Raw genomic sequence first — 21,842 nt, 5'->3', positions numbered from 1 at the left:
TCAACCTTCGGACGAACGGCGCGGCGGGAGGTCGAGCCACTGCGGCGTGATGCCGCGCGAGGTGAGCCATTCGGCCAGTGCCTGGCCGGTGCCGGCCGGCCAGCATTTCACTTCGGTGGGCGGCACGATCTTGTACTCGGCCAGCTCGGGGGAGAGCTTGATCTCGCCGTGAGCCACCACGTGGTAGGCGATGATGACCTGGTTCATGCGCTGGAAGTCGTAGACGCCGATCAGCTTCACCGAATCGACGCTCAGCGACGTCTCTTCGAGCACCTCGCGTGCAATGCCGCCTTCGGGGGTCTCGCCAGCCTCCATGAAACCGGTGATGAGGCCGAAGAATCGGCCCGGCCACGCGGCATTGCGGGCGAGCAGCAGGTCGCCGTTGCGGTCAGGCATCTCGATGACGGCCGCGAGCACCGGCGTCGGGTTGTTCCAGTGGGTCCAGTTGCACACCGGGCAGCGCGTGCGTACCTTCGGACCCCCGTCTTCTTCGGCGACGAGTTGCTGCAGCTCGGTGGCGCAATTGGGGCAATAGTTGAACTGGTGCTTCATGCCGGGAACACCCCCGTCGACAGGTAGCGGTCGCCGCGGTCGCAAACGACGAAGACGATGGTCGCGTTCTCGACCGTTTTCGCGATCTCGAGCGCCACCCAGCAGGCGCCAGCCGCCGAGATGCCGCCGAAGAGGCCTTCTTCGCGCGCCAGGCGCCGGGCCATGTCTTCTGCCGCGTCTTGCGAGACGCTCACCGTTTCATCGATGTGCGTCGGGTCGTAGATCTTGGGCAGATAGGCCTCGGGCCACTTGCGAATGCCAGGGATGCGCGAGCCTTCGGCCGGCTGCGCACCGATCACGCGGATCGCCGGGTTCTTTTCCTTCAGATAGCGCGAGGTGCCGGTGATGGTGCCGGTGGTGCCCATCGCACTCACGAAATGGGTGACACGACCTTGGGTGTCGTCCCAGATCTCGGGGCCGGTGGTCTCGTAGTGCACACGCGGGTTGTCGGCGTTGGCGAACTGGTCGAGCACGCGGCCCTTGCCGTCGCGCACCATCTGGTCCGCGAGGTCGCGTGCGTACTCCATGCCACCGCTGCGGGGCGTGAGCACCAGTTCGGCGCCGAATGCCTTCATGGTCTGCGCGCGTTCGATGGAGAGGTCCTCCGGCATGATGAGCACCATGCGGTAGCCGCGGATGGCCGCGGCCATCGCGAGTGCGATGCCGGTGTTGCCCGAGGTCGCCTCGATCAGCGTGTCGCCGGGCTTGATGTCGCCGCGCTCTTCTGCACGCCGGATCATGCTGATGGCTGGCCGGTCTTTCACCGAGCCCGCGGGGTTGTTGCCTTCCAGCTTGCCGAGAATCACGTTGCCGCGGCGCTCGTTCTCGGCACCCGGCACGCGCACCAGCTGCACGAGCGGGGTGCCGCCGATCACGTCTTCGATGGTCTTGTAATGCACAGTGGTCTCTCCTGCCGCGCATTGTCGCAGGGGGTCCCAAGACCCGCCATCGGCAGTGGCTCTGAGAGGAACCGGGAGCGTCTCGCAGCTGAAGAGCGGCGCAACGACACGAGCAATTGCTCGCTCGTCGTTCCGCACCCTGCGGAAGGTGGGGAAGAGAAGGGGTGGTGCCTCGGGTCGGAATCGAACCGACACTCCTTGCGGAACGGGATTTTGAGTCCCGCGCGTCTACCAATTTCGCCACCGAGGCCGGTGCAGCAGAGCGCGCGATTTTGCCACAGGGCCTCGCAGGGTCGACGGGCAAACCGGGTACGCTTGCGGCTTTCCGTCCTCCGCACCGCGCATGCCCCCGATTCCACCGATCACCCAGTTCCTGATGCTGGCCTGCACGGCGATCTTCTGCCTGCAGGTGTTCACGCCGCTCGTCGACCGCTGGTTCGCCCTGTTTCCCGTGGGCAGCGGCTTCTTCCTGCCGTGGCAGGTGCTGAGCTACGCCTTCCTGCATGGCGGCGTGTTCCACCTCTTCTTCAACATGCTGGGGCTGTGGATGTTCGGCTCCGAGCTGGAAATGCTGTGGGGCCGCAAGCGCTACATGGTGTTCCTCGCGATCGGTGCGATCTTCGGGGGCCTGCTGTTCCTCGTTGCCACCGCGTTGCCGGGTGCGGGCATGAGCCGCCTTGTGGGTGCATCGGGCGGCCTCTACGCGCTGCTGATCGCCGCAGCGATGTACTTCCCCGACCGCACGGTGATGCCGCTCTTCCCACCGATCCCGATGAAGATGAAGGTCTTCGTGATCGTGTTCGGCGTGATCGCGCTCGTGATGAGCTGGACCGGCGACCTCGGTTCGCTGGCCCACCTGGGCGGCATGCTCGGGGGCTGGCTGACGATCCGCTACTGGCGTGGCCTGCCGCCGTTCAACAAACGGCGCAGTTAAACCATCACGTGACGAGGCCTTCGCGTACCGTCGGGTAACGCAACTTCAAGCGCAACTCGCGCTTGAGCCGGCGGTTGTCGAGCCGCCGCGATTCGCTCCAGAACGACAGCTGCACCGGCGACATGCGCCCGGCCGCCTCGACGCGCGTGATCCGCGGCGGCCGCGGCAGGCCGCAGAGATCGGCCGCGAGGTCGAAATAGTCGCCCATCTTCAGCTCCGTGTCATCGCTTGCGTGCACCACGCGCTGCGGCAGGCCACGGTGCAAGGCGGCCACGCAGGCTCGCGCCAGGTCGTCGGCATGGATGTGGTTGGTGTAGACGTCGTCGGCCGCCACCAGCACCGGCGTGCCGCGCGCCAGGCGATCGCGCGGGTGGCCGCCTTCGCGGTCTCCCGCGTAGATGCCGGGGATGCGCAGCACCGTCACGCGGGCGCCGAAGGCCCGGCCATACCAGCGCATGCGCGCCTCGGCGTCGACACGCCGTCGGGCCCGGTCGGTCGCGGGCGCCACGGCGCGTACCTCGTCGAACCGTGCCCCCTGCGCATCGCCGTAGACGCCGGTCGTGCTGGCATAGACGATGCGCCGTACACGCCCTTGGCGCGCGAGGGCTTGCAGCAAACGGGCGGTACGTGGGTCGGTCGCACCGTCGCTCGGTGGCGGCGCCAGGTGCAGCACCGCATCGGCCAGCCCTGCCAGGCGCTGCAGGCTCGCCGCATCGTCGAGGTCGCCCACCAGCGGCACGGCTCCGGCCGCCCTCAAGGTCGGAACACGCGCCGCGCTGGAGGTGAGCGCCAGCAGCCGGTAGCGCCCGGCAAGCAGTCGCAGCACCCGCAGGCCCACGTCTCCGCAGCCGACGATGAGCAGGGTTGGGCGTCTGAAGGCGAGGGGCAAGGTCATGGGGGAGCGGGCAAAATCGCAGGTTCCCTCTCGCGACAAAACGGCTGAAGGGTTTTGACGAGGTTATCCCATGACGTTCCAAGTGACGGTGCAGCCGAGCGGCGTGAGCTTCTCGGTCGACCGCGACGAGCCCATCCTGCTGGCCGCCATTCGCCAGGGCGTGGGCCTTCCCTACGGCTGCAAGGACGGCGCCTGCGGCTCTTGCAAGTGCAAGCTGCTCGAAGGCCGCGTGATCCACGGCACCCACCAGGTCAAGGCGCTGAGCCCAGCCGAAGAAGAAGCCGGCTATACCCTCACCTGCCGCGCCGCGCCGCAGACCGACATCGTGCTCGAAGCGCGGACGGTCGCAGGTGCCGGCGAATTCCCGGTGCGCAAGATGCCGTGCCGCGTGACCGCGATCACGCGGCCTGCCCCCGACGTCGCGGTGATCCAGCTGCAGCTGCCCGCCAACGATGCCCTGCAATACCGCGCCGGCCAGTACATCGAGTTCATCCTGAAAGACGGCCATCGCCGTAGCTACAGCATGGCCAACGCGCCGAGCGCGCAGCGCGACAAGCCCGGCATCGAACTGCACATCCGCCACATGCCGGGCGGCCTCTTCACCGACCATGTGTTCGGTGGGCTGAAGGAAAAGGAGATCCTTCGCCTCGAAGGCCCCTTCGGCAGCTTTTTTCTGCGTGAAGACAGCGACAAGCCCATCGTGCTGCTGGCCAGCGGCACCGGCTTCGCGCCCGTGAAGGCCATCATCGAGCACATGCAGGCCAAGGGCATCACCCGCCCCGCGGTGCTGTACTGGGGCTGCCGAAGCCTCGCTGACCTCTACATGCACGCGTGGTGCGTGGAAGCGGCTCGTGTGATGCCCAACCTGCGCTATGTGCCTGTGCTGTCCGACGCCAAACCCGAAGACGAGTGGACCGGCCGCACGGGCTTCGTGCACCAGGCGGTGATGGCCGACCTGCCCGACCTCTCGGGGCACCAGGTCTATGCCTGTGGCGCACCGGTGATGGTCGACTCGGCCCAGCGCGATTTCGTCGCGCACTGCAATCTGCCCCTCGACGAATTCTTTGCCGACAGCTTCACCTCGGAGGCCGACAAACATGGCGACTGAGTTCACCCGCCGCATCGCCATCTCGCTCATCGCCAGCAGCCTCGCGGCGCCAGCCTTTGCACAAACCTCGAAGCCGCTGCGCCTTGTCGTGCCCTACCCGCCCGGCGGCCCGCTCGACATCGTGGCGCGTGCGCTGGCCGACAAGGCGAAAGACAGCCTCGGCACCGTGATCGTCGACAACAAGCCCGGCGCGGGCGGCAACCTCGGAGCCGACCTCGTCGCCAAGTCGGCTCCCGACGGCCACACGATCGTGATGGGCGCGGTGGCCACGCACGCGATCAACCCGTGGCTCTACAGCCGCATGCCCTACGACGCGCTGCGCGACTTCACGCCGATCACCGGGGTGGCACAGGTGCCCAACGTGCTGGTGATGAACCCGCAGACCGCGGTGCGCCTGAAGATCGCAAGCGTGGCCGATCTCGTGGCCTATGCGAAGGCCAACCCCGGCAAGCTCAACTACGGCTCGGGGGGCAACGGCAGCGCCGGCCACCTGGCGGGCGAGATGTTCAAGTCGCAGGCGGGTGTGTTCATGGTCCACATCCCGTACGCGGGCGGCAACCCGGCGCAACTCGCGCTGCTGTCGGGCGAGGTGGACCTGACCTTCGACAACCTGGCCAGTGCATCGGCCAACATCAAGGCCGGCAAGCTCAAGGCGCTGGCGGTGACGACGTCGAAACGCGCCAAGGCGATGCCCGAGCTGCCCACCATCGCCGAGACGCTGCCCGGCTTTGACGTGAACACCTGGTTCGGCCTCTTCGGCCCGGCCGGATTGCCCACCGAACAGACGCAGCGGCTGAACAAGGCCTTCACCGACGCGCTGGCCTCGCCGGAGCTTCAGGCCCGCCTGGCGACACTGATGGCCGAAGCCATGCCGCTCACGCCGCAGCAGTTTGGCGACTTCGTGAAGCGCGAGAACGCGAAATACGAGCGTGTAGTCAAGGCCTCGGGCGCGAAGGTCGACTGACCACAAAAAGGCCGCGTCTCTCGCGAGCGCGGCCTTGCCGTGAGGTGGGCCGGGAGGCCTACTTCTTGTTGAGTTCCTTCGACGCCGGCGTGCTGCCGCCGTCCACACCCAGCCGGCCGCCCGTGCCCAGGCCACCCTTGACCGTCTGCGCCTTGTAGCTGCGCAGCGACTTGACCATCTGGTTGAACGAGTCGGCAAACGCCGCCACGATCACCTTGCCCTGCGGCGTGTTGGAGTAGCCGCCACCGCCGCCGGCCAGGCCAGACAGGAAGCCGCCCCCGAAGAGACCGAAGTCGAAGTTGCCGGCGGTGCCTTCAGCGGCAGCGATCTGCACGCCGGAGCGGTTGTCGATCAGCAGCAGCGTGGTCGACGCCTCATTGCGCTTCACGTTGCCCGCCACCGCACCGAGTGCGCCCAGCCGGCCAGTGAGCAGCCCGGCGGCGGCACCGCCGGTGCGGCCCGAGAACTGGATCGACGGCTGCATGGTGTAGTCGGCCGCGACCATCTGGCCCTTCTGGAAATTGCTGCCCTGCCGCATTTCGCCGGTGGATTCGAGCTGGCGCTCGCGCATCATGTTGTTCATCGAGCGCCCACGCTCGACGATCACGAAGCAGTTGCTCTGCTGGATCATCAAGCGCAGCACCGGAAGTGTGGAGCCCAGGCTGTTGCGCCGCAGCTCGTAGTACCAGGGCGCCTGCGAGTCTTCGTCGAGGCCGATGGTGCCGAGCGTCTCGGTGCACTTTTCGAGCTGGCTGTTGTTCCCCTCGGCCGTGGCGCCCCCGGCCGAGCCGGACACCACGCCCTTGTTGCCGCCCATCGACGGCATCGTGGAGCCGCAGGCGCCGAGCAAGGCGACTGCCGCCACCGCCAGGGTGAGTTGCGTGAAACGGGCGACCGGGGTGGAGAGCGGGGTTGCGTTCATCGAATACCTCTGCACGGACATGCCGATGTCATGATGCGAGAAAGTATAGGAGTGGGCCTGCTGCCGGTGAGGTGACTTTGGTCGCCCCGCCAGCCCCCGGTAGCGCCTTATTCGCCGAGGTAGGCGGCCCGCACCTTCGGGTCGTTCAGCAGCGCCGACGCCTCGCCGCTCATCGTGACCTCCCCCGACTCCATCACGTAGCCGCGATTGGCCAGCTGCAGTGCACGGCTTGCGTTCTGCTCGACGAGGAGGATGGTCACTCCCTGCTTGGCGATGTCGGCCACCACTTCGAAGATCTTGTCGACCATGATGGGCGACAGGCCCATCGAGGGCTCGTCGAGCAGCAGCACCTTGGGCCGCGCCATCAGCGCACGGCCCATCGCGAGCATCTGCTGTTCGCCGCCCGACATGGTGCCGGCCAACTGATTGCGACGCTCTTTCAGGCGCGGGAAGATGCCGAACACCTTCTCGATGTCAGCATTGATCTCGGCGTCCTTGCGCACGAAGGCGCCCATCAGCAGGTTCTCGGTGATCGACATGCGGGTGAAGGTGCCGCGCCCCTCGGGCACCATCACCAGGCCCTGCTTGACGAGGTCCCACGCACCCTGACCTTTGATGGAGCGGCCGAGGTATTCGATCTCGCCGGCGGCCACCGCCTGCAGGCCGGTGATGGCCTTGAGCGTGGTGGTCTTGCCGGCGCCGTTGGCACCGATGAGGCTCACGAGTTCGCCTTCGCGGACTTCGAACGACGCGCCCTTCACGGCCTGGATGCCGCCATAGGCCACTTTCAGGCCATTCACTTTGAGGAAGGTCGTCATGGTCAGTGCGCCTTGTGGCCGGCGCCGAGGTAGGCCTCGATCACCTTTTCGTTTCTCTGGACGTCCGCCGGCGTGCCTTCGGCGATCTGCTTGCCGTAGTCGAGCACCGTGACGCGGTCGCACAGGCCCATCACGAGCTTCACGTCGTGTTCGATGAGCAGGATGGTGCGGCCGTCGTTGCGGATGCGGTCGATCAGCTCGCGCAGCACCACCTTCTCGGTGGCGTTCATGCCTGCGGCCGGTTCGTCGAGCGCGATCAGCTTGGGGTCGGTGGCGAGCGCACGCGCGATCTCGAGGCGCCGCTGGTCGCCGTAGCTCAGTGTGCGCGCCTTGAACTCGGCGTACTTGCCGATGCCCACGTAGTCGAGCAGCTCCTGCGCACGTTTGGCGATCGCATGCTCTTCGGCCTTGAAGCCGCTGGTGCGAAACACCGCACCGATCAGGCCCGAGGCGGTGCGCACATGGCGGCCGACCATCACGTTCTCCAGCGCCGTCATCTCGGCGAAGAGGCGGATGTTCTGGAAGGTGCGGGCGATGCCCGCCTTGGCCACCTCATGCACCGCCGCCGGCTTGTAGGGCTTGCCGCCCAGCTCGAAGGTGCCCGAGTCGGGCGTGTACAGCCCGGTGATGACGTTAAAGAAGGTGGTCTTGCCGGCGCCGTTGGGCCCGATGAGCCCGTAGACCTGGCCGGCTTCGATGGTGATGCCCACGTCCGACAGGGCCTGCAGGCCGCCGAAGCGCTTGGACACGCCGCTGACTTTCAACACGGATTCAGCCATGACGATGCCCCCTCACTTGGCCTGCGGCACCGGGGCCGCCTTGCCGTGCTCGGGCGTGGGCCACAGGCCCCGCGGCCGCGACAGCATGATCGCGATCATGGCCAGCGCGATCAGCAGCTGGCGCAGGATGGCGGCGTCGAGCCGGCCATCGGTCATGTTCTGCAAGGGGCCGGCCACATAGCGCAGCACCTCGGGCAGCGCCGCCAGCAGCAGCGCCCCGAGGATCACACCTGGGATGTGGCCGATGCCGCCCAGTACCACCATCGCGACGATCATCACCGACTCCTGCAGGCTGAAGGACTCGGGCGAGACGAAGCCCTGGAAGGTGGCGAAGAGCACGCCCGACACCCCGCCGAAGGTGGCGCCCATGCCGAAGGCGAGCAGCTTGAGGTTGCGGGTGTTGATGCCCATCGCCTTGGCCGCGATCTCGTCTTCGCGGATGGCCATCCACGCGCGGCCAATGCGCGACTGCTCCAGCCGGTAGCAGATGATCACGCTCACGATCACGAGCGCGAGGAACAGGTAGTAGTAGTTGGTGACCGGCGGGATCTGGAAGCCGAACCACTCGTGCGTCTTGCCGAAGTCGTAGCCAAAGACCTTGATCGAATCGATCTGGCTCAGGCCCTTGGGGCCGTTGGTGACGTTGACGGGCGCATCCAGGTTGGTGAGGAACACGCGGATGATCTCGCCGAAGCCGAGCGTCACGATCGCCAGGTAGTCGCCGCGCAGCTTCAGCGTGGGCGCTCCCAGCGCCACGCCGAACACACCGGCCAGCAAGGCGCCCAACGGGATCACCAGCCACAGCGGCGAGTGCAGGCCGTTCGGGAAGGTGGCCGCAAAACCGGGGAAGGTCTGCGACAGGTGCGGTGACGCGAGCAGGCCCATCATGTACGCGCCCACCGCATAGAAGGCGACGTAGCCCAGGTCGAGCAGGCCGGCATAACCGACCACGATGTTGAGCCCGAGCGCCAGCAGCACATAGAGCAGCGCGATGTCGATGATGCGCACCCACGCGTTGCCGAAGTACTGCGCGATTAGCGGGGTGATCAGCAGCAGCACGCCCGCGATGAGGAAGGTCTTGATCTTGTTGTCTCTGAGGTTCATCGGGGCTCCTCAGGCGCGGTCGGCCACACGCTCGCCGAGCAGGCCCTGCGGGCGCAGCGTGAGCACGAGGATGAGCACGATGAAGGCGAAGATGTCCTGGTAGTGGCTGCCGAGCACACCGCCGGTCACGTCGCCGATGTAGCCGGCGCCCATCGCTTCGATGATGCCGAGCAGCACGCCGCCCACCATCGCCCCGGCCAGGTTGCCGATGCCGCCGAACACCGCGGCAGTGAAGGCCTTGAGGCCGGGCAGGAAGCCCATCGCATGTTCGACGCGACCGTAGTTGGCGGCGTACATCACGCCGGCCAGTGCCGCGAGCGCCGCGCCGATGATGAAGGTGGCCGAGATCACCATGTCGGGTCGCACGCCCATGAGGCCGGCGACGCGCGGGTTCTCGGCGGTGGCACGCATCGCGCGGCCGAGCTTGGTGCGGTTCACGAGGTACATCAGCGCCGCAAGCGTGACAGCGGTGGTGATGAGGATGATGATCTGCACGGTGTTGATCACCGCGCCGAAGATCTCGATCGGCTCCGAGGGCAGCAGGAACGGATACGGCTTCGGGTTGGGCTTCCAGATGATCATCGCGAGCGTCTGCAAGAGCAGCGAGACACCCATCGCGGTGATCAGCGGCGCCAGTCGCGGCGCGCTGCGCAGCGGCCGGTAGGCGACCTTCTCGATGGTGAAGTTGAGCGCCGAGCACACGATGATCGCGGCCACGAGCGAGATCAAGAGCAGCACCCAGCCGGGCCAGCCGGTGGCGGCGAGTGCCGTCACCACGGTCCAGCTCGTGAGTGCGCCCACCATCAAGACCTCGCCGTGAGCGAAGTTGATGAGGTTGATGATGCCGTAGACCATCGTGTAGCCGAGCGCCACCAGCGCATACACGCTGCCGAGCACCAGACCGTTGATGATCTGCTGGATGAATGTTTCCATCGAAGGAGTCTCCTGGGGAAATCGAAAGCGGTTCCGTCTTGTGGACGCCGCTCCTGCCGGTAAGCAAAAAGCCCGCCGTCGTGTGGACGGCCCGGGCTTTGTCTGATGTCGGGGCTGTGACGGGGGCGATTCTAGGGGGCGGTCTCACGCGACCTTGCTGCGCGTTTCCCCGTACGGCAATCAGCGTTTCTTGCGCTCTGAGCCTTCGCTGGCCTGGGCACGTGCCTCGTCGTTGAGGCGCCTCAACTCCTGGAGACGTTCACCTATTTTCAGCTCCAGGCCGCGGTCGACCGGCTGGTAGAAGCGTTGCGGGGCAAGCTTGTCGGGCCAGTAGTTCTCGCCAGCAGCGAAGCCGCCGGCCTCGTTGTGCGCATAGCGGTAGTCGCGCCCGTAGTCGAGGTCTTTCATGAGCTTGGTCGGTGCGTTGCGCAGGTGGAGCGGCACCGCGCGGGTGCCGTCCTTCGCGATGAATGCACGCACGGCGTTGTAGGCGGTGTAGACCGCGTTCGATTTGGGCGCCATCGCCAGGAAGACCACCGCCTGCGCCAGGGCCAGCTCGCCCTCGGGGCTGCCCAGGCGTTCGTAGGTCTCGGCCGCATCGAGCGCCATGCGCAGCGCGCGGGGGTCGGCCAGGCCGATGTCTTCACTGGCCATGCGCACGAGGCGACGTGCGGCATAGCGGGGGTCCACGCCACCATCGAGCATGCGCACGAACCAGTAGAGCGCGGCATCGGGGTCGCTGCCGCGCACGGCCTTGTGAAGCGCCGAGATGGTGTCGTAGAACTGCTCGCCGCCTTTGTCGTAGCGGCGCAGCTGCTCGCCGAGCGAGCGTTCGAGTTGCGCCTCGTCGAGGGTGTCGGCCTGGGCGGCCATGCGCACCAGGTTCTCGTAGGCATTGAGCAGGCGGCGCGCATCGCCGTCGGCGTAGCCGATGAGGCGGTCGCGGGCGGGGTCCGTGAGAGAAGGCGCGGCCAGCAGCTCGCGGGCGCGGGCGAGCAGCTGCGTCATGTCCTCGTCGGTGAGCGACTTCAGCACATGCACCGTGGCCCGCGAGAGCAGGGCCGAGTTGACCTCGAACGAAGGGTTCTCGGTGGTGGCACCGATGAAGGTGAAGAGGCCAGACTCCACGTGCGGCAGGAAGGCGTCTTGCTGCGCCTTGTTGAAGCGGTGCACTTCGTCGACGAACACGACCGTGCGCTTGCCCGTGCCCTGTGCGACCTGCGCTCGCTCGACGGCTTCGCGGATGTCCTTCACGCCACCGAGCACGGCCGAGATCTGGATGAACTGGGCCTCGAAACCATCGGCCATCAGGCGCGCGAGGGTCGTCTTGCCGACGCCGGGCGGGCCCCAGAGGATCATCGAGTGCAGGCGCCCTGACTCGAAGGCCACGCGCAGCGGCTTGCCTTCGCCGAGCAGGTGCTGCTGGCCGATCACTTCTGCCAGCGTCTTGGGGCGCAGGCGCTCGGCCAGCGGAGCCTGCGGCTCATCGTCTCCCAGGGGCAACTGCAACGAATCCATCGGCGAATTGTCGCAGCGGGGGCATGCCCCTGCGCTTCACTGCTCGATGACGTCGGCGCCCTTGGGCACGGTGAAGACGAAGGTCTCGGCCTTGATCGGCTCGTTGGCCACGAACTGGCTGAATTGCAGCAGCGAGCGCTGGTTGAACGCGTCGACCACTTCGATGGCGCTCAAGGTCTTGCCCTTGAAACCCACGCGCACGGACTTGAAGCTGCCGTCCTTCGCCTTGGGCGTGGCTTCGACCCAGTCGAGGCCATCCTTTGAGGGCTGGGCAGCGAGGTCGAAGTCCTTCTCCAAGGACCCACCGGCCAGCAGCGCGGCAGGGGTCGATCCGAGCGCCTGGCTGAACTTGCGCGAACTGGCCTGGTTCAAGTCGGCGTCGTAGATCCAGACCTTCTGGCCGTCGGCAACGATCAGCTGCTCGAAGGGCTTGAGGTAGGTGAACCGGAAACGGTTCGGCCGCGAGAACTCGAACTTCCCACTCGAGGTCTTCTTCTTCGCGCCATCCGGCGAGGTGACGGTCTGCGTGAACTCGGCGCGGCCGGTCTTCACGTCGCGCACGAACTCCTTCAGCGTGTCGACGGTGGATTGCGCGTGAGCTGCGACGGCAGCAACCATCAGCAACGTCGAGACAAGAATCTTCTTCATTCGCTGCGGGCCGGGACGATGATGTCGCGGTTGCCATTGGTGGACATGGCACTTACGAGGCCGGATTTCTCCATTTGTTCCAGGAGTCTGGCTGCGCGGTTGTAGCCGATGCGCAAATGGCGCTGCACCAGCGAGATCGAGGCGCGGCGGTGCTGCAGCACCACGGCCACGGCCTGGTCGTACATCGGGTCGTTTTCGCCGCCTTGGCCATTGCCGCCGCCAGGCATGTCGGCGGTGCTCGGGTCGCCTTCGCCATCGAGCGTGCCGCCTTCCAAGATGCCTTCGATGTAGTTGGGCTCGCCCTGCTGCTTGAGGTAGTCGACGACACGGTGCACCTCGTCGTCACTCACGAAGGCGCCGTGCACACGCACCGGCAGGCCGGTGCCCGAGGCCATGTAGAGCATGTCGCCCATGCCGAGCAACGCTTCGGCGCCCATCTGGTCGAGGATGGTGCGGCTGTCGATCTTGCTGCTGACCTGGAAGCTCAAGCGTGTGGGAATGTTGGCCTTGATGAGGCCAGTGATCACGTCGACGCTCGGGCGCTGCGTGGCGAGGATCAGGTGGATGCCGGCCGCGCGTGCCTTCTGCGCGAGGCGGGCGATGAGTTCTTCAATCTTCTTGCCGACCACCATCATCAGGTCGGCCAGCTCGTCGATCACCACCACGATGAAGGGCAATCGCTCCAGCGGCTCGGGCTGCTCGGGTGTAAGGCTGAACGGGTTGGGCAGGCTCTCGCCACGCTCGACCGCTTCGGCGATCTTCTTGTTGTAGCCGGCGAGATTGCGCACGCCCAGCTTGCTCATCAGCTTGTAGCGCCGCTCCATCTCGCCCACACACCAGTTGAGCGCGTTGCCGGCCTGCTTCATGTCCGTCACGACGGGCGCCAGCAGGTGCGGAATGCCCTCGTACACGCTCATCTCCAGCATCTTCGGGTCGATGAGGATGAGCCGCACGTCGCGTGCTTCGGCCTTGTAGAGCAGCGACAGGATCATCGCGTTGATGCCCACCGACTTGCCCGAACCGGTGGTACCGGCCACGAGGCAGTGCGGCATCTTCGCGAGGTCCGCCACGACGGGGGCGCCGATGATGTCCTTGCCCAGGCCCATGGTGAGCTGCGAGGCGGCGTCGTTGTAGACCTGCGAGCCGAGGATTTCGGAGAGGCGGATGGTCTGGCGCTTGGCGTTGGGCAACTCCAGCGCCATGTAGTTCTTGCCCGGGATCACCTCGACGACGCGGATGCTGACGAGGCTCAAGGAGCGCGCCAGGTCCTTCGCGAGGTTGACGATCTGCGCGCCCTTCACCCCGGTGGCCGGCTCGATCTCGTAGCGCGTGATCACCGGACCCGGCGAGGCCGCGACCACGCGCACCTCGACGCCGAAGTCCTTCAGCTTCTTCTCGATGAGCCGCGAGGTCATCTCGAGCGTCTCGGGCGTCACCGTCTCCTGGCGGCCGGGCGCAGCATCGAGCAGGTCGACCTGAGGCAGTTTGGTGTCGGCCAGTTCGGTGAAGAGCGGCTTCTGTCGCTCCTTCACCACGCGCTCGGACTTCGGCACCTCGATCACCGGCGTCTCGATCACGATGGGCACATGCTCTTCGTGCAGTTGGTGCTCAACTTCGACCACGTGCTCGCGCTCGCGCACGGCACGTTCGCCGATGCGCTGATCTTCGGCGCGCTCGATGCGCTCGACGCGCTTCTCGCGCAGCGAATCGACCCACTGGCCGATGCCTTCGGCGGTGCGCAGCCATGAGAAGCGAAACGCCAGCGCTAGGCCTGCGACCAGCATCGCGATCCACAGCACGCCCGAGCCGGCGAAGCCGAGCCAGCGCTGGCTGATCGGCCCCAGCAGGTAGCCCAGCACACCGCCAGCGTTGCCACCGGCCACATGTGGCTCAAACTGGTAGAGGCGCGTCCATTCGAGCGCGGTGCTCGCGCACATCAGCAACGCAACGCCTACCCAGAACATCCAAAGCGGCGGTTGCGGGCGCTGACCCTGCAGCGGCTCGCCGCCGCGCAGCACACGCGCCAGCGCGCTCAACCAGGCGCGCAGGCTGATCAACATGCCCCACCACGCCGAGTAGCCGAAGAGCACGAACGCGATGTCGGAGAAGCGTGCCCCTAGCGCGCCGATCTTGTTGAGCGGCACGGCGCCGCTGCCGGAAGTCGAGAAGGCGGCGTCGGCCGCGTTGTGCGTGGCCAGCGCGATCAGTGCGAGCAACCACAGCACGCCGCCCACCAGCACACCGAAGCGTGCCCGCAGCCCGACGGGCGTGATGGGGGAATGAGAAGCAGCACCGCCGTCGCGGGTGTAGGTGCCGGCAGCCGAGGCCGCCGACCCGCCTTCAGGGCGTAGCGATCCGAGGGGAAACGTCATGCAGCCATTGTGGCCGAAGCACCGGGGCGGCCGTGCTGAATCGCCCCACGAGGCGAGCCAACCGCAGAGGTCAGCCGGTGAGGCGTTCCTTGATGATGACCGAGCCGTTTTCCTGGGTCTCGACCATGCCGCGGTCTTCCAGGTCCTTCATGACGCGGCTGACCATCTCGCGCGAAGCGCCGACGATTTTTGCCATGTCTTGGCGCGACACTTTGTTGCGGATGATCTTCACATCGCCGTCGTCTTCGGCCATGTCGAGCAGCGAGCGAGCGACACGACCATACACATCGAGCAGGGCCAGCGACTCGATCTGGCGGTCGGCACTGCGCAGACGCTGCACCAGGCCACGCATGATGGCGTAGGACAGGCTGGAGTTCTCAGGCAGGCACCGCGCAAATTCGGCGCGGCCCAGGATCAGCATGTCGGTCTGCACCTCGGCGCGCACGGTGGCCGAGTGCGGTTCGTTGTCGATCAGGCTCATCTCACCGACGTAGTTGCCCGGGTGCAGCACGGCCAGAATGACCTCGCGGCCGCGGGAGTCGGACGTCAGCACGCGTGCGCGGCCGGTGAGCAGAATGAACAGCGCGTTCGACTTCTTGCCATGCTCGACGATGATCTCGCCACGGCGGAAACGGCGCTTCACCACGCTGTCGGCGATCGCCGTGGCCTGCTCATTGGTCAGCAGGGAAAACAGCGGCACGCGTCGGATCAAGTCCAGATTGGACAACATGGCCATCGGAGAACCTCCTTGTTGTGGAATGCGCAGCCCGTGAAATCTAAACGTGGAAAACTAACGTTTTCATAGCATATGCGCAATTGTCTCCATTACATGAATTGATGCCAGTCGGCGTCAACCCCATGTCAGACTGGCGCCTTCTCGCTGTTTTGCCCTCCTGATCCGCCATGACACAGAACAACACCCAACACGCCCAGGTCCTTATCCTCGGCTCCGGCCCCGCGGGCTACACCGCCGCCATCTACGCTGCACGCGCCAACTTGAAACCCATGCTCGTGACCGGCATCGCCCAGGGCGGACAGCTGATGACCACGACCGAGGTCGACAACTGGCCGGCCGACGTGATGGGCGTGCAAGGGCCTGAGCTGATGCAGCGCTTCCTGCAGCACGCCGAGCGTTTCAACACGCAGATCGTGTTCGATCACATCAACACCGTTGACTTCTCGAAGCGCCCGTTCACCCTCAAGGGCGACTCGGGCACCTACACCTGCGACGCGCTGATCATCGCGACCGGCGCTTCGGCCAAGTACCTGGGCCTGCCGTCGGAAGAAAGCTTCATGGGCCGTGGTGTCAGCGGCTGCGCCACCTGCGATGGGTTCTTCTATCGAGGGCAGGAGGTCTGCGTCGTCGGTGGAGGCAACACTGCCGTCGAAGAGGCGCTGTATCTGTCGAACATCGCCAGCAAGGTGCACCTGATCCACCGCCGCGACAAGTTCCGCGCCGAGGCCATCTTGATCGACAAGCTGATGGAGAAGGTCGCCGCCGGCAAGATGCAACTCCACCTCTGGCAAACGCTCGACGAAGTGCTGGGCGATGCCTCCGGCGTGACCGGCGTGCGCATCAAGAGCACCCAGAACGGCACCACAAGCCAGATCGACGTCAAGGGCTGCTTCATCGCCATCGGCCACCAACCCAACACCGACATCTTCAAGGGCCAGCTGGAGATGAAGGACGGCTACATCGTCACCCAGAGCGGCCTGAACGGCATGGCCACGATGACCAGCGTGCCCGGGGTCTTCGCCGCCGGCGACGTGCAGGATCACATCTACCGCCAGGCCATCACCAGCGCCGGCACGGGCTGCATGGCCGCGCTGGATGCCCAGCGTTTCCTCGGGCATTGACAGAGGTCGCAGCGCCAGGGTAGGCAGGCAAAGAAAAGCGGGCTATACTCGTCGTCTTTGCCGAAACCGGCTGCGCATTCCTTGTGCAACCTCGGCTCCAGTTAAACAGATCACACGGAGAAGCGTCATGGCACGCGTCTGTCAAGTCACGGGCAAGGGCCCGATGGTGGGCAACAACGTTTCCCACGCCAACAACAAGACCAAGCGCCGTTTCCTGCCCAACCTGCAATATCGCCGGTTTTGGCTCGAAAACGAAAACCGCTGGGTGCGCCTGCGCATCTCCAATGCGGCTCTGCGCCTGATCGACAAGGTGGGCATCGAGCAAGTCGTCGCCGACCTGCGCGCCCGCGGCGAAATCTAAGTTAGGAGCCGATCATGGCAAAAGGTGGACGCGAAAAGATCAAGCTGGAATCGTCAGCCGGCACCGGTCACTTCTACACGACCGACAAGAACAAGAAGACCACGCCCGAGAAGATCGAAATCATGAAGTTCGATCCCAAGGCGCGCAAGCACGTGATGTACAAGGAAACGAAGCTGAAGTAATTCAGCCTTGCTTCAATCAAGAACCCGCTCCGGCGGGTTTTTTGTTGCCCCAAAAAGAAGGGCCCGCAACGCGGGCCCGCCTTCGTATTTCGGCCGAAGGCCTCAAGCGTGGGCAGCGCGCAACTTCAAGGCGAACTCTTGCAGGGTGGCAATGCCGCTCTCTTCCGCCTTCTTGCACCAGGCCTGCAGATCAGCCACCAGTTGCTCAGCCGACACATTGGTGCGGGTCCACAGCGAGCGCAGTTCTTCGCGCATCGCCACGAGCTTGACCAGGGCGGGGCTCTGGTCGCGGGCGCTTTCGACTGCCGCCTTCACATGGCTCGGGATCTTGTCGGCGTCACGGTGCAGCCAGCGACGGGCCAGACGCATGTTGGCCAGCTTGGCGTGGCCACCGGCACCTTCGGCCTTCAGGCGCTTGACCTCGGTCGCGCAGGCGACGCGCAGATTGCGCGCGTACTTGGCCATCACCTCGTAGCGGTTGGCGATCAGCGCCTCCAGCGTCTTGGAATCGGCCACCGGCTTGATGCTGCCGAGCTTGAGCATCGGGGGCGTCTTGCGTACCTTGGCCAGACCCATCATCTCCAGCGCGCGGATGTAAGCCCAGCCAATGTCGAATTCGTACTTCTTGACCGACAGCTTGGCTGAGGTCGGATACGTGTGGTGGTTGTTGTGCAGCTCTTCGCCGCCGATGATGATGCCCCAGGGCGACACGTTGGTGCTCGCGTCCGGCGCCTCAAAATTGCGATAGCCCCACCAGTGGCCCAGGCCATTGATGATGCCGGCGGCGGTGATCGGGATCCACAGCATCTGGATTGCCCAGACGGTCAGGCCGATGGCACCGAACAGCATCAAGTTCAGAATGAGCAAGATGCCCACGCCCTGCCAGGTGAAGCGGCTGTAGACGTTGCGCTCCATCCAGTCATCGGGCGTGCCGTGGCCGAACTTGCTCAAGGTTTCCTGGTTCTTCGCCTCCGCGCGGTAGAGCTTCGCTGCCGGTCAGCAACACGGTCTTGATGCCGTGGGCGACCGGGCTGTGCGGGTCGTCCTGGGTTTCGCACTTCGCGTGGTGCTTGCGGTGGATCGCCACCCACTCCTTGGTCACCATGCCGGTGCCCAGCCAGAGCCAGAAGCGGAAGAAGTGCGAGGGGATCGCGTGCAGGTCGAGAGCCCGGTGGGCTTGTGAACGATGCAGGAAGATCGTGACCGAAGCGATGGTGATGTGGGTCGTGAGCAAGGTGTACAGCACGATCTGCCACCAGGACGCTTCCACCAGACCACCGGCCAGCCAAGCGACCAAACCATTCCACAGAGACATCATTTCGTTCATCAGCTACCTTGAATCCGTCACACCCGGACGGGGTGCGCCATTGTAGAGGGGGCCCTCCAGCAGGCATCCGGAAAACTGCGTGCTTTGCACGCCTCGTCTCCCCGATGTGAAGTGAAGGCGTCCATTGGAGACTTCAAGCTCAGCGGCGTTCCCAGGCCGCTGCAAAAAACCCGTCCGTCCCGTGACGGTGCGGCCACAAACGGAGGCAGTCCCCCCGTACCAAGCTCCCAGCGTCGGCCACATGGGCCTTCTCCAGCAGTTCGGCAACGGGCAGTGGTTTGAAGTCCTTCCCATGCGCGGCCGTGAATTCCGTCACGATCGCCTCGTTTTCCTGTTCGAGAACGCTGCAGGTGGCGTAGACGAGTCGGCCGCCCGGTTTCACCAGCCGAGCGGCGCCAGCCAGGATTGCAGCCTGTTTCACACGCAATTCTTCGATCGACTCCGGCGATTGCCGCCATTTCAGGTCCGGATTGCGGCGCAAGGTGCCCAGGCCGGAGCAAGGCGCATCGACCAGCACCCGGTCGATCTTGCCGGCCAGCCGCTTGATCCGCTCATCGCGCTCGTGGGCGATCTGCGCCGGGTAGACGTTCGACAGCCCGCTGCGGGCGAGCCGCGGCTTGAGCGCCGCGAGACGATGGCCCGAAGTGTCGAAGGCGTAGAGCCGCCCGGTGTTGCGCATCGCCGCACCAAGCGCCAGCGTCTTGCCGCCGGCACCTGCGCAGAAGTCGACCACCATCTCGCCGCGTTTCGGGTCGGTGAGCAGCGACAGCAGCTGGCTGCCCTCGTCTTGCACTTCCACTTCGCCGCGGGTGAAGACCTCGAGCTTGTTCAGCGCCGGCTTGCCCTGCACGCGCAGGCCCCAGGGCGAATATGGCGTGGGCTGGGCGTCGATGCGGGCATCGGCCAGCGCCTTGGCCACGTCTTCGCGCTTGGCCTTGAAGGTGTTGACGCGCAAATCAAGGGGTGCACTCGCGTTGAGGCTTTCCACCAGCGGCCAGAACTCGTCGCCGAGTGCCGCCTTCAGCGTGTCAGCCAGCCACTCCGGCAGGTTGTGCCGCAGCTTCTCGGGCAAGGCACTGCGGTCGATGGCCTGCACCTGCGCCAACCACTGCTGCTCGGGCTCGCTCAAGGCAGCCCGCAGAAAGCCATCGTTCCCCTGCCACGCGAGGACCGCCAGACGCCGCTCCATCTCGCCCTTGCCCGATTGCGCGAGGTGCTGGTACAGCAGGCGCTGACGAAGCACCGTGTAGGTCGTCTCGGCCAGCGTGTGGCGCTCACGTTGCCCGAGCGCGCGGTTCGTGCGGAAGAAGTCGGAGACCACACGGTCTGCCGGTGAGTCGAACTGCAGGACCTTGTGCAGCAGATCGGTGGCGAGTTCGAGCAAGGCGTTGGGATGCATCGCGCGATTATCCTTGGCGTGCCATGAGCACCGACGACCTTCAGCCCCTGCCCGACACGCCCCTCGGCCGTTACCGCCATTACAAGGGCCACGAGTACGAGGTGATCGGCGTCGCGCGCCACAGTGAGACGCTGGAGCCGCTGGTCGTCTACCGCCCGCTCTACAACACGAGCGGCCTGTGGGTACGGCCGCACACGATGTTCTTCGAGGACGTCGAGATCGACGGCGTGCGCCACCCGCGCTTCACGCGAATCGCCTAGAGCAGCTGCGGCTCGCCCTTGATCTGCGTCACGACGCCGGCGTCGACACGCAGCAGCCCTTCCACCAGCCAGCGCACGGCCCTGGGGTACAGCAGGTGTTCGCGCGACAGCACACGCGCCGCAAGCGTCTCTTCGGTGTCGCCGGGGAGCACCGCCACCGCGGCCTGCGCAATGATGGGCCCGTGGTCCAGCTCGGGCGTCACGAAATGCACCGTTGCGCCTGCCACCTTGCACCCCGCCTCGATCGCGCGCTGGTGCGTGCCAAGACCCGGAAAGGCCGGCAGCAGGGACGGGTGCACATTGAGCATGCGGCCTTCGAACTGCTTCACGAAGCCGGGCGTGAGGATGCGCATGAAGCCGGCCAGCACCACCACATCGGGCGAGAACCCGTGCACGGCGCGCGCCAGTTCAGCGTCGAACGCCTCGCGATCGGCAAAGCCTTTGTGGTCGACCACCGCCGTCGCGATCCCGCGCGCCTGGGCGAACTGCAGCCCGGCTGCATCCGGCCGGTTGCTGATGACGGCCGCAATGCGCGCCGGCCACCCTTCAGTCGCACAGGCCTGGACGATGGCCTCCATGTTGGAGCCCCGCCCGGATATCAATATCACGATGTTCTTCATGGGCCGGGCAGTGTACGAGGCGGCCCGGCGGGGGGAATGCCCCGAAAACTACAATCGCGTCCCCCACCGAGACACACCCATGACTGAACGCGTCCTGACCGGCATCACCACCACCGGCACGCCCCACCTCGGCAACTACGTCGGCGCCATCCGCCCTGCCATCCGCGCGAGCCAGGCGCCGGGCGTCGAGAGCTTCTTCTTCCTCGCCGACTACCACGCGCTCATCAAGTGCGACGACCCGGCGCGCATCGAACGTTCGCGCCTGGAGATCGCCGCCACCTGGCTCGCCGCCGGCCTCGACACCCAGCGCGTCACCTTCTACCGCCAGAGCGACATCCCCGAGACGCCCGAGCTGACCTGGCTGCTCACCTGCGTCACCTCCAAGGGCCAGATGAACCGGGCGCACGCCTACAAGGCCGCGCTCGACGCCAACGTCGCCGCGGGCGAGGACCCCGACGCCAACATCACGATGGGCCTCTACAGCTACCCCATCCTGATGGCCGCCGACATCCTGCTCTTCAACGCCCACCGGGTGCCGGTTGGCCGCGACCAGGTGCAGCACATCGAGATGGCGCGCGACGTCGCCCAGCGCTTCAACCACCTCTTCGGCAACGGCCGCGATCTTCGTGCTGCCCAGCGCCGAGGTCGAGGAAGAAGTGGCCACACTGCCCGGGCTCGACGGCCGCAAGATGTCGAAGAGCTACGACAACACCATTCCGCTCTTCGAGGGCGGCGCGAAAGGCCTCAAGGACGCCGTCGCCCGCATCGTCACCGACTCGCGCCTGCCCGGCGAGCCGAAGGACCCTGACAGCAGCTCGCTCGTCACCATCTACGACGCCTTCGCCACGGCGCAGCAGCGCACCCAGATGCGCACCGACCTGCGTGCAGGCCTCGGCTGGGGCGATGCGAAACAGCGCACAGTCGAGCTGATCGAGTCGCACCTGGGCCCGATGCGCGCCCGCTACGAAGAGTTGATGGCCCACCCGGAGCAGGTCGAAGACGCGCTGATGGCGGGTGCCGACAAGGCCCGCAAGGTCGCGCAGCCGCTGATGCAGGAACTGCGCGCCGCCGTCGGCCTGCGCAAGATGGTGGCGCTGCCCACCAGGCAGAAGGCGCCCACCGCGACCAAGCAGGCCCTGCCCCTCTTCAAGCAGTACCGCGAGCCGGACGGCCGCTTCTACCTCAAGCTGCAGGATGGCGATGGCACCCTGCTGTTGCAGGCCGGCGGCTTTGCCGAAGGCCGCGAGGCCGGCCAGTTCATCAAGCGGCTGAAGGCCGAAGGCGTGGCGGCGCTCTCGCAGGCGCCCACCGACGTGCTGGTGCCGCTCGACCGCATCGAAGCCGCACTGCGCACCCTCGCCGAGGCCGAATCCTGAGCGGCGCAACCGTC

General features: G+C 66.0%; 21 protein-coding genes, 1 tRNA gene and 2 pseudogenes. 8 read left to right on the top strand and 16 right to left on the bottom strand.

Features of this window, described 5'->3' with window-relative positions:
• From LRS03_RS24960 to LRS03_RS24950, 3 genes are all read right to left on the bottom strand, one after another.
• On the bottom strand, positions 1-552 hold the full coding sequence (locus LRS03_RS24960) for an NUDIX domain-containing protein (RefSeq protein WP_257828946.1): 552 nt from the start codon (positions 550-552) through the stop codon (positions 1-3).
• A complete protein-coding gene (cysM, locus tag LRS03_RS24955) occupies positions 549-1,451 on the bottom strand; it encodes a cysteine synthase CysM (RefSeq protein WP_257828944.1) in 903 nt (300 codons plus the stop codon). Before cysM ends, LRS03_RS24960 begins: the two co-directional genes overlap by 4 nt.
• A 165-nt stretch (positions 1,452-1,616) precedes the next feature.
• Positions 1,617-1,701 (bottom strand) — tRNA-Leu (locus tag LRS03_RS24950).
• Between the two features lie 93 nt (positions 1,702-1,794).
• On the opposite strand from LRS03_RS24950, the gene LRS03_RS24945 reads away from it, so the two are divergent.
• Positions 1,795-2,385, top strand: a complete 591-nt coding sequence (locus LRS03_RS24945) for a rhomboid family intramembrane serine protease (protein WP_257828943.1) — start codon at positions 1,795-1,797, stop codon at positions 2,383-2,385.
• Positions 2,386-2,389: 4 nt separating this feature from the next.
• On the opposite strand, the gene LRS03_RS24940 is transcribed toward LRS03_RS24945, so the two are convergent.
• The gene (locus LRS03_RS24940) at positions 2,390-3,280 is read right to left on the bottom strand and encodes an SDR family oxidoreductase (protein WP_257828941.1); all 891 of its coding nucleotides are present in this window, start codon (positions 3,278-3,280) and stop codon (positions 2,390-2,392) included.
• 70 nt (positions 3,281-3,350) lie between these two features.
• Between LRS03_RS24940 and LRS03_RS24935 the strand changes: the two genes are divergently transcribed.
• Positions 3,351-4,388 (top strand): CDP-6-deoxy-delta-3,4-glucoseen reductase, encoded by a 1,038-nt coding sequence (locus LRS03_RS24935; RefSeq protein ID WP_257828940.1) that lies wholly within the window; start codon positions 3,351-3,353, stop codon positions 4,386-4,388.
• On the top strand, positions 4,378-5,352 hold the full coding sequence (locus LRS03_RS24930) for a Bug family tripartite tricarboxylate transporter substrate binding protein (protein WP_257828939.1): 975 nt from the start codon (positions 4,378-4,380) through the stop codon (positions 5,350-5,352). The genes LRS03_RS24935 and LRS03_RS24930 overlap by 11 nt, the downstream gene beginning before the upstream one ends.
• Before the next feature lie 58 nt (positions 5,353-5,410).
• Here the strand turns inward: LRS03_RS24930 and LRS03_RS24925 are convergent, their stop codons facing one another.
• The 9 genes from LRS03_RS24925 to LRS03_RS24885 all read right to left on the bottom strand — a co-directional run bounded on the left by LRS03_RS24925 (position 5,411) and on the right by LRS03_RS24885 (position 15,182).
• A complete protein-coding gene (locus tag LRS03_RS24925) occupies positions 5,411-6,274 on the bottom strand; it encodes a CsgG/HfaB family protein (protein WP_257828938.1) in 864 nt (287 codons plus the stop codon).
• Positions 6,275-6,381: 107 nt separating this feature from the next.
• Complete coding sequence (locus LRS03_RS24920; protein ID WP_257828937.1) at positions 6,382-7,092, bottom strand: ABC transporter ATP-binding protein; 711 nt, start codon at positions 7,090-7,092, stop codon at positions 6,382-6,384.
• A 2-nt stretch (positions 7,093-7,094) separates the two neighbouring features.
• The gene (locus LRS03_RS24915) at positions 7,095-7,871 is read right to left on the bottom strand and encodes an ABC transporter ATP-binding protein (protein WP_257828936.1); all 777 of its coding nucleotides are present in this window, start codon (positions 7,869-7,871) and stop codon (positions 7,095-7,097) included.
• 12 nt (positions 7,872-7,883) lie between these two features.
• The gene (locus LRS03_RS24910) at positions 7,884-8,975 is read right to left on the bottom strand and encodes a branched-chain amino acid ABC transporter permease (protein ID WP_257828935.1); all 1,092 of its coding nucleotides are present in this window, start codon (positions 8,973-8,975) and stop codon (positions 7,884-7,886) included.
• Between the two features lie 9 nt (positions 8,976-8,984).
• Positions 8,985-9,908 (bottom strand): branched-chain amino acid ABC transporter permease, encoded by a 924-nt coding sequence (locus tag LRS03_RS24905; RefSeq protein ID WP_257828934.1) that lies wholly within the window; start codon positions 9,906-9,908, stop codon positions 8,985-8,987.
• 180 nt (positions 9,909-10,088) lie between these two features.
• Positions 10,089-11,426, bottom strand: a complete 1,338-nt coding sequence (locus tag LRS03_RS24900) for a replication-associated recombination protein A (RefSeq protein WP_257828933.1) — start codon at positions 11,424-11,426, stop codon at positions 10,089-10,091.
• Between the two features lie 36 nt (positions 11,427-11,462).
• Entirely contained in the window at positions 11,463-12,074 is a 612-nt protein-coding gene (gene lolA / locus LRS03_RS24895; RefSeq protein WP_257828932.1) for an outer membrane lipoprotein periplasmic chaperone LolA, read from the bottom strand.
• Positions 12,071-14,446, bottom strand: coding sequence for a DNA translocase FtsK (locus LRS03_RS24890; RefSeq protein WP_257828931.1), 2,376 nt, complete (start codon positions 14,444-14,446; stop codon positions 12,071-12,073). Before LRS03_RS24890 ends, lolA begins: the two co-directional genes overlap by 4 nt.
• 70 nt (positions 14,447-14,516) lie before the next feature.
• Entirely contained in the window at positions 14,517-15,182 is a 666-nt protein-coding gene (locus LRS03_RS24885; RefSeq protein ID WP_257828930.1) for a Crp/Fnr family transcriptional regulator, read from the bottom strand.
• Between the two features lie 167 nt (positions 15,183-15,349).
• Here LRS03_RS24885 and trxB point away from each other — a divergent pair, with 167 nt between their 5' ends.
• From trxB to rpmG, 3 genes are all read left to right on the top strand, one after another.
• A complete protein-coding gene (gene trxB, locus LRS03_RS24880) occupies positions 15,350-16,303 on the top strand; it encodes a thioredoxin-disulfide reductase (RefSeq protein WP_257828929.1) in 954 nt (317 codons plus the stop codon).
• Between the two features lie 127 nt (positions 16,304-16,430).
• On the top strand, positions 16,431-16,664 hold the full coding sequence (gene rpmB / locus LRS03_RS24875; RefSeq protein WP_257828928.1) for a 50S ribosomal protein L28: 234 nt from the start codon (positions 16,431-16,433) through the stop codon (positions 16,662-16,664).
• 14 nt (positions 16,665-16,678) lie between these two features.
• Positions 16,679-16,846: a 50S ribosomal protein L33 gene (gene rpmG, locus LRS03_RS24870; protein ID WP_047498832.1), complete on the top strand. Its 168-nt coding sequence runs from the start codon at positions 16,679-16,681 to the stop codon at positions 16,844-16,846.
• A gap of 102 nt (positions 16,847-16,948) precedes the next feature.
• Here the strand turns inward: rpmG and LRS03_RS24865 are convergent.
• Positions 16,949-18,173, bottom strand: a pseudogene (locus tag LRS03_RS24865) (DesA family fatty acid desaturase).
• Between the two features lie 139 nt (positions 18,174-18,312).
• A complete protein-coding gene (locus LRS03_RS24860) occupies positions 18,313-19,572 on the bottom strand; it encodes an RsmB/NOP family class I SAM-dependent RNA methyltransferase (protein WP_257828926.1) in 1,260 nt (419 codons plus the stop codon).
• A 23-nt stretch (positions 19,573-19,595) separates the two neighbouring features.
• Here LRS03_RS24860 and LRS03_RS24855 point away from each other — a divergent pair, with 23 nt between their 5' ends.
• Positions 19,596-19,832 carry a DUF1653 domain-containing protein gene (locus tag LRS03_RS24855; RefSeq protein ID WP_257828924.1) on the top strand — a complete coding sequence of 79 codons (237 nt, stop codon included), beginning with the start codon at positions 19,596-19,598 and terminating at the stop codon, positions 19,830-19,832.
• Here LRS03_RS24855 and purN read toward each other — a convergent pair.
• Entirely contained in the window at positions 19,829-20,452 is a 624-nt protein-coding gene (gene purN, locus LRS03_RS24850) for a phosphoribosylglycinamide formyltransferase (RefSeq protein WP_257828922.1), read from the bottom strand. The two genes, LRS03_RS24855 and purN, sit on opposite strands and share 4 nt — an antisense overlap.
• A gap of 79 nt (positions 20,453-20,531) precedes the next feature.
• Here purN and LRS03_RS24845 point away from each other — a divergent pair.
• Positions 20,532-21,828, top strand: a pseudogene (locus tag LRS03_RS24845) (tryptophan--tRNA ligase).
• The last annotated feature ends 14 nt before the right edge of the window (positions 21,829-21,842 follow it).

It is taken from the genome of Rhizobacter sp. J219, from assembly GCF_024700055.1.
In the GTDB taxonomy this organism is placed as follows: Bacteria; Pseudomonadota; Gammaproteobacteria; order Burkholderiales; family Burkholderiaceae_C; genus Rhizobacter.
The sequence above is the reverse complement of the archived record's forward strand: the minus strand, read 5'-3'. Positions and strand labels throughout refer to the sequence as shown.

Bases quoted from the DNA above. Each gene is read 5' to 3' on its own strand.
- LRS03_RS24960 (WP_257828946.1), bottom strand. From the start codon at position 552: ATGAAGCACCAGTTCAACTATTGCCCCAATTGCGCCACCGAGCTGCAG.
- LRS03_RS24945 (WP_257828943.1), top strand. From the start codon at position 1,795: ATGCCCCCGATTCCACCGATCACCCAGTTCCTGATGCTGGCCTGCACG.
- LRS03_RS24940 (WP_257828941.1), bottom strand. From the start codon at position 3,280: ATGACCTTGCCCCTCGCCTTCAGACGCCCAACCCTGCTCATCGTCGGC.
- LRS03_RS24935 (WP_257828940.1), top strand. From the start codon at position 3,351: ATGACGTTCCAAGTGACGGTGCAGCCGAGCGGCGTGAGCTTCTCGGTC.
- LRS03_RS24930 (WP_257828939.1), top strand. From the start codon at position 4,378: ATGGCGACTGAGTTCACCCGCCGCATCGCCATCTCGCTCATCGCCAGC.
- LRS03_RS24925 (WP_257828938.1), bottom strand. From the start codon at position 6,274: ATGAACGCAACCCCGCTCTCCACCCCGGTCGCCCGTTTCACGCAACTC.
- LRS03_RS24920 (WP_257828937.1), bottom strand. From the start codon at position 7,092: ATGACGACCTTCCTCAAAGTGAATGGCCTGAAAGTGGCCTATGGCGGC.
- LRS03_RS24915 (WP_257828936.1), bottom strand. From the start codon at position 7,871: ATGGCTGAATCCGTGTTGAAAGTCAGCGGCGTGTCCAAGCGCTTCGGC.
- LRS03_RS24910 (WP_257828935.1), bottom strand. From the start codon at position 8,975: ATGAACCTCAGAGACAACAAGATCAAGACCTTCCTCATCGCGGGCGTG.
- LRS03_RS24905 (WP_257828934.1), bottom strand. From the start codon at position 9,908: ATGGAAACATTCATCCAGCAGATCATCAACGGTCTGGTGCTCGGCAGC.
- LRS03_RS24900 (WP_257828933.1), bottom strand. From the start codon at position 11,426: ATGGATTCGTTGCAGTTGCCCCTGGGAGACGATGAGCCGCAGGCTCCG.
- lolA (WP_257828932.1), bottom strand. From the start codon at position 12,074: ATGAAGAAGATTCTTGTCTCGACGTTGCTGATGGTTGCTGCCGTCGCA.
- LRS03_RS24890 (WP_257828931.1), bottom strand. From the start codon at position 14,446: ATGACGTTTCCCCTCGGATCGCTACGCCCTGAAGGCGGGTCGGCGGCC.
- LRS03_RS24885 (WP_257828930.1), bottom strand. From the start codon at position 15,182: ATGGCCATGTTGTCCAATCTGGACTTGATCCGACGCGTGCCGCTGTTT.
- trxB (WP_257828929.1), top strand. From the start codon at position 15,350: ATGACACAGAACAACACCCAACACGCCCAGGTCCTTATCCTCGGCTCC.
- rpmB (WP_257828928.1), top strand. From the start codon at position 16,431: ATGGCACGCGTCTGTCAAGTCACGGGCAAGGGCCCGATGGTGGGCAAC.
- rpmG (WP_047498832.1), top strand. From the start codon at position 16,679: ATGGCAAAAGGTGGACGCGAAAAGATCAAGCTGGAATCGTCAGCCGGC.
- LRS03_RS24860 (WP_257828926.1), bottom strand. From the start codon at position 19,572: ATGCATCCCAACGCCTTGCTCGAACTCGCCACCGATCTGCTGCACAAG.
- LRS03_RS24855 (WP_257828924.1), top strand. From the start codon at position 19,596: ATGAGCACCGACGACCTTCAGCCCCTGCCCGACACGCCCCTCGGCCGT.
- purN (WP_257828922.1), bottom strand. From the start codon at position 20,452: ATGAAGAACATCGTGATATTGATATCCGGGCGGGGCTCCAACATGGAG.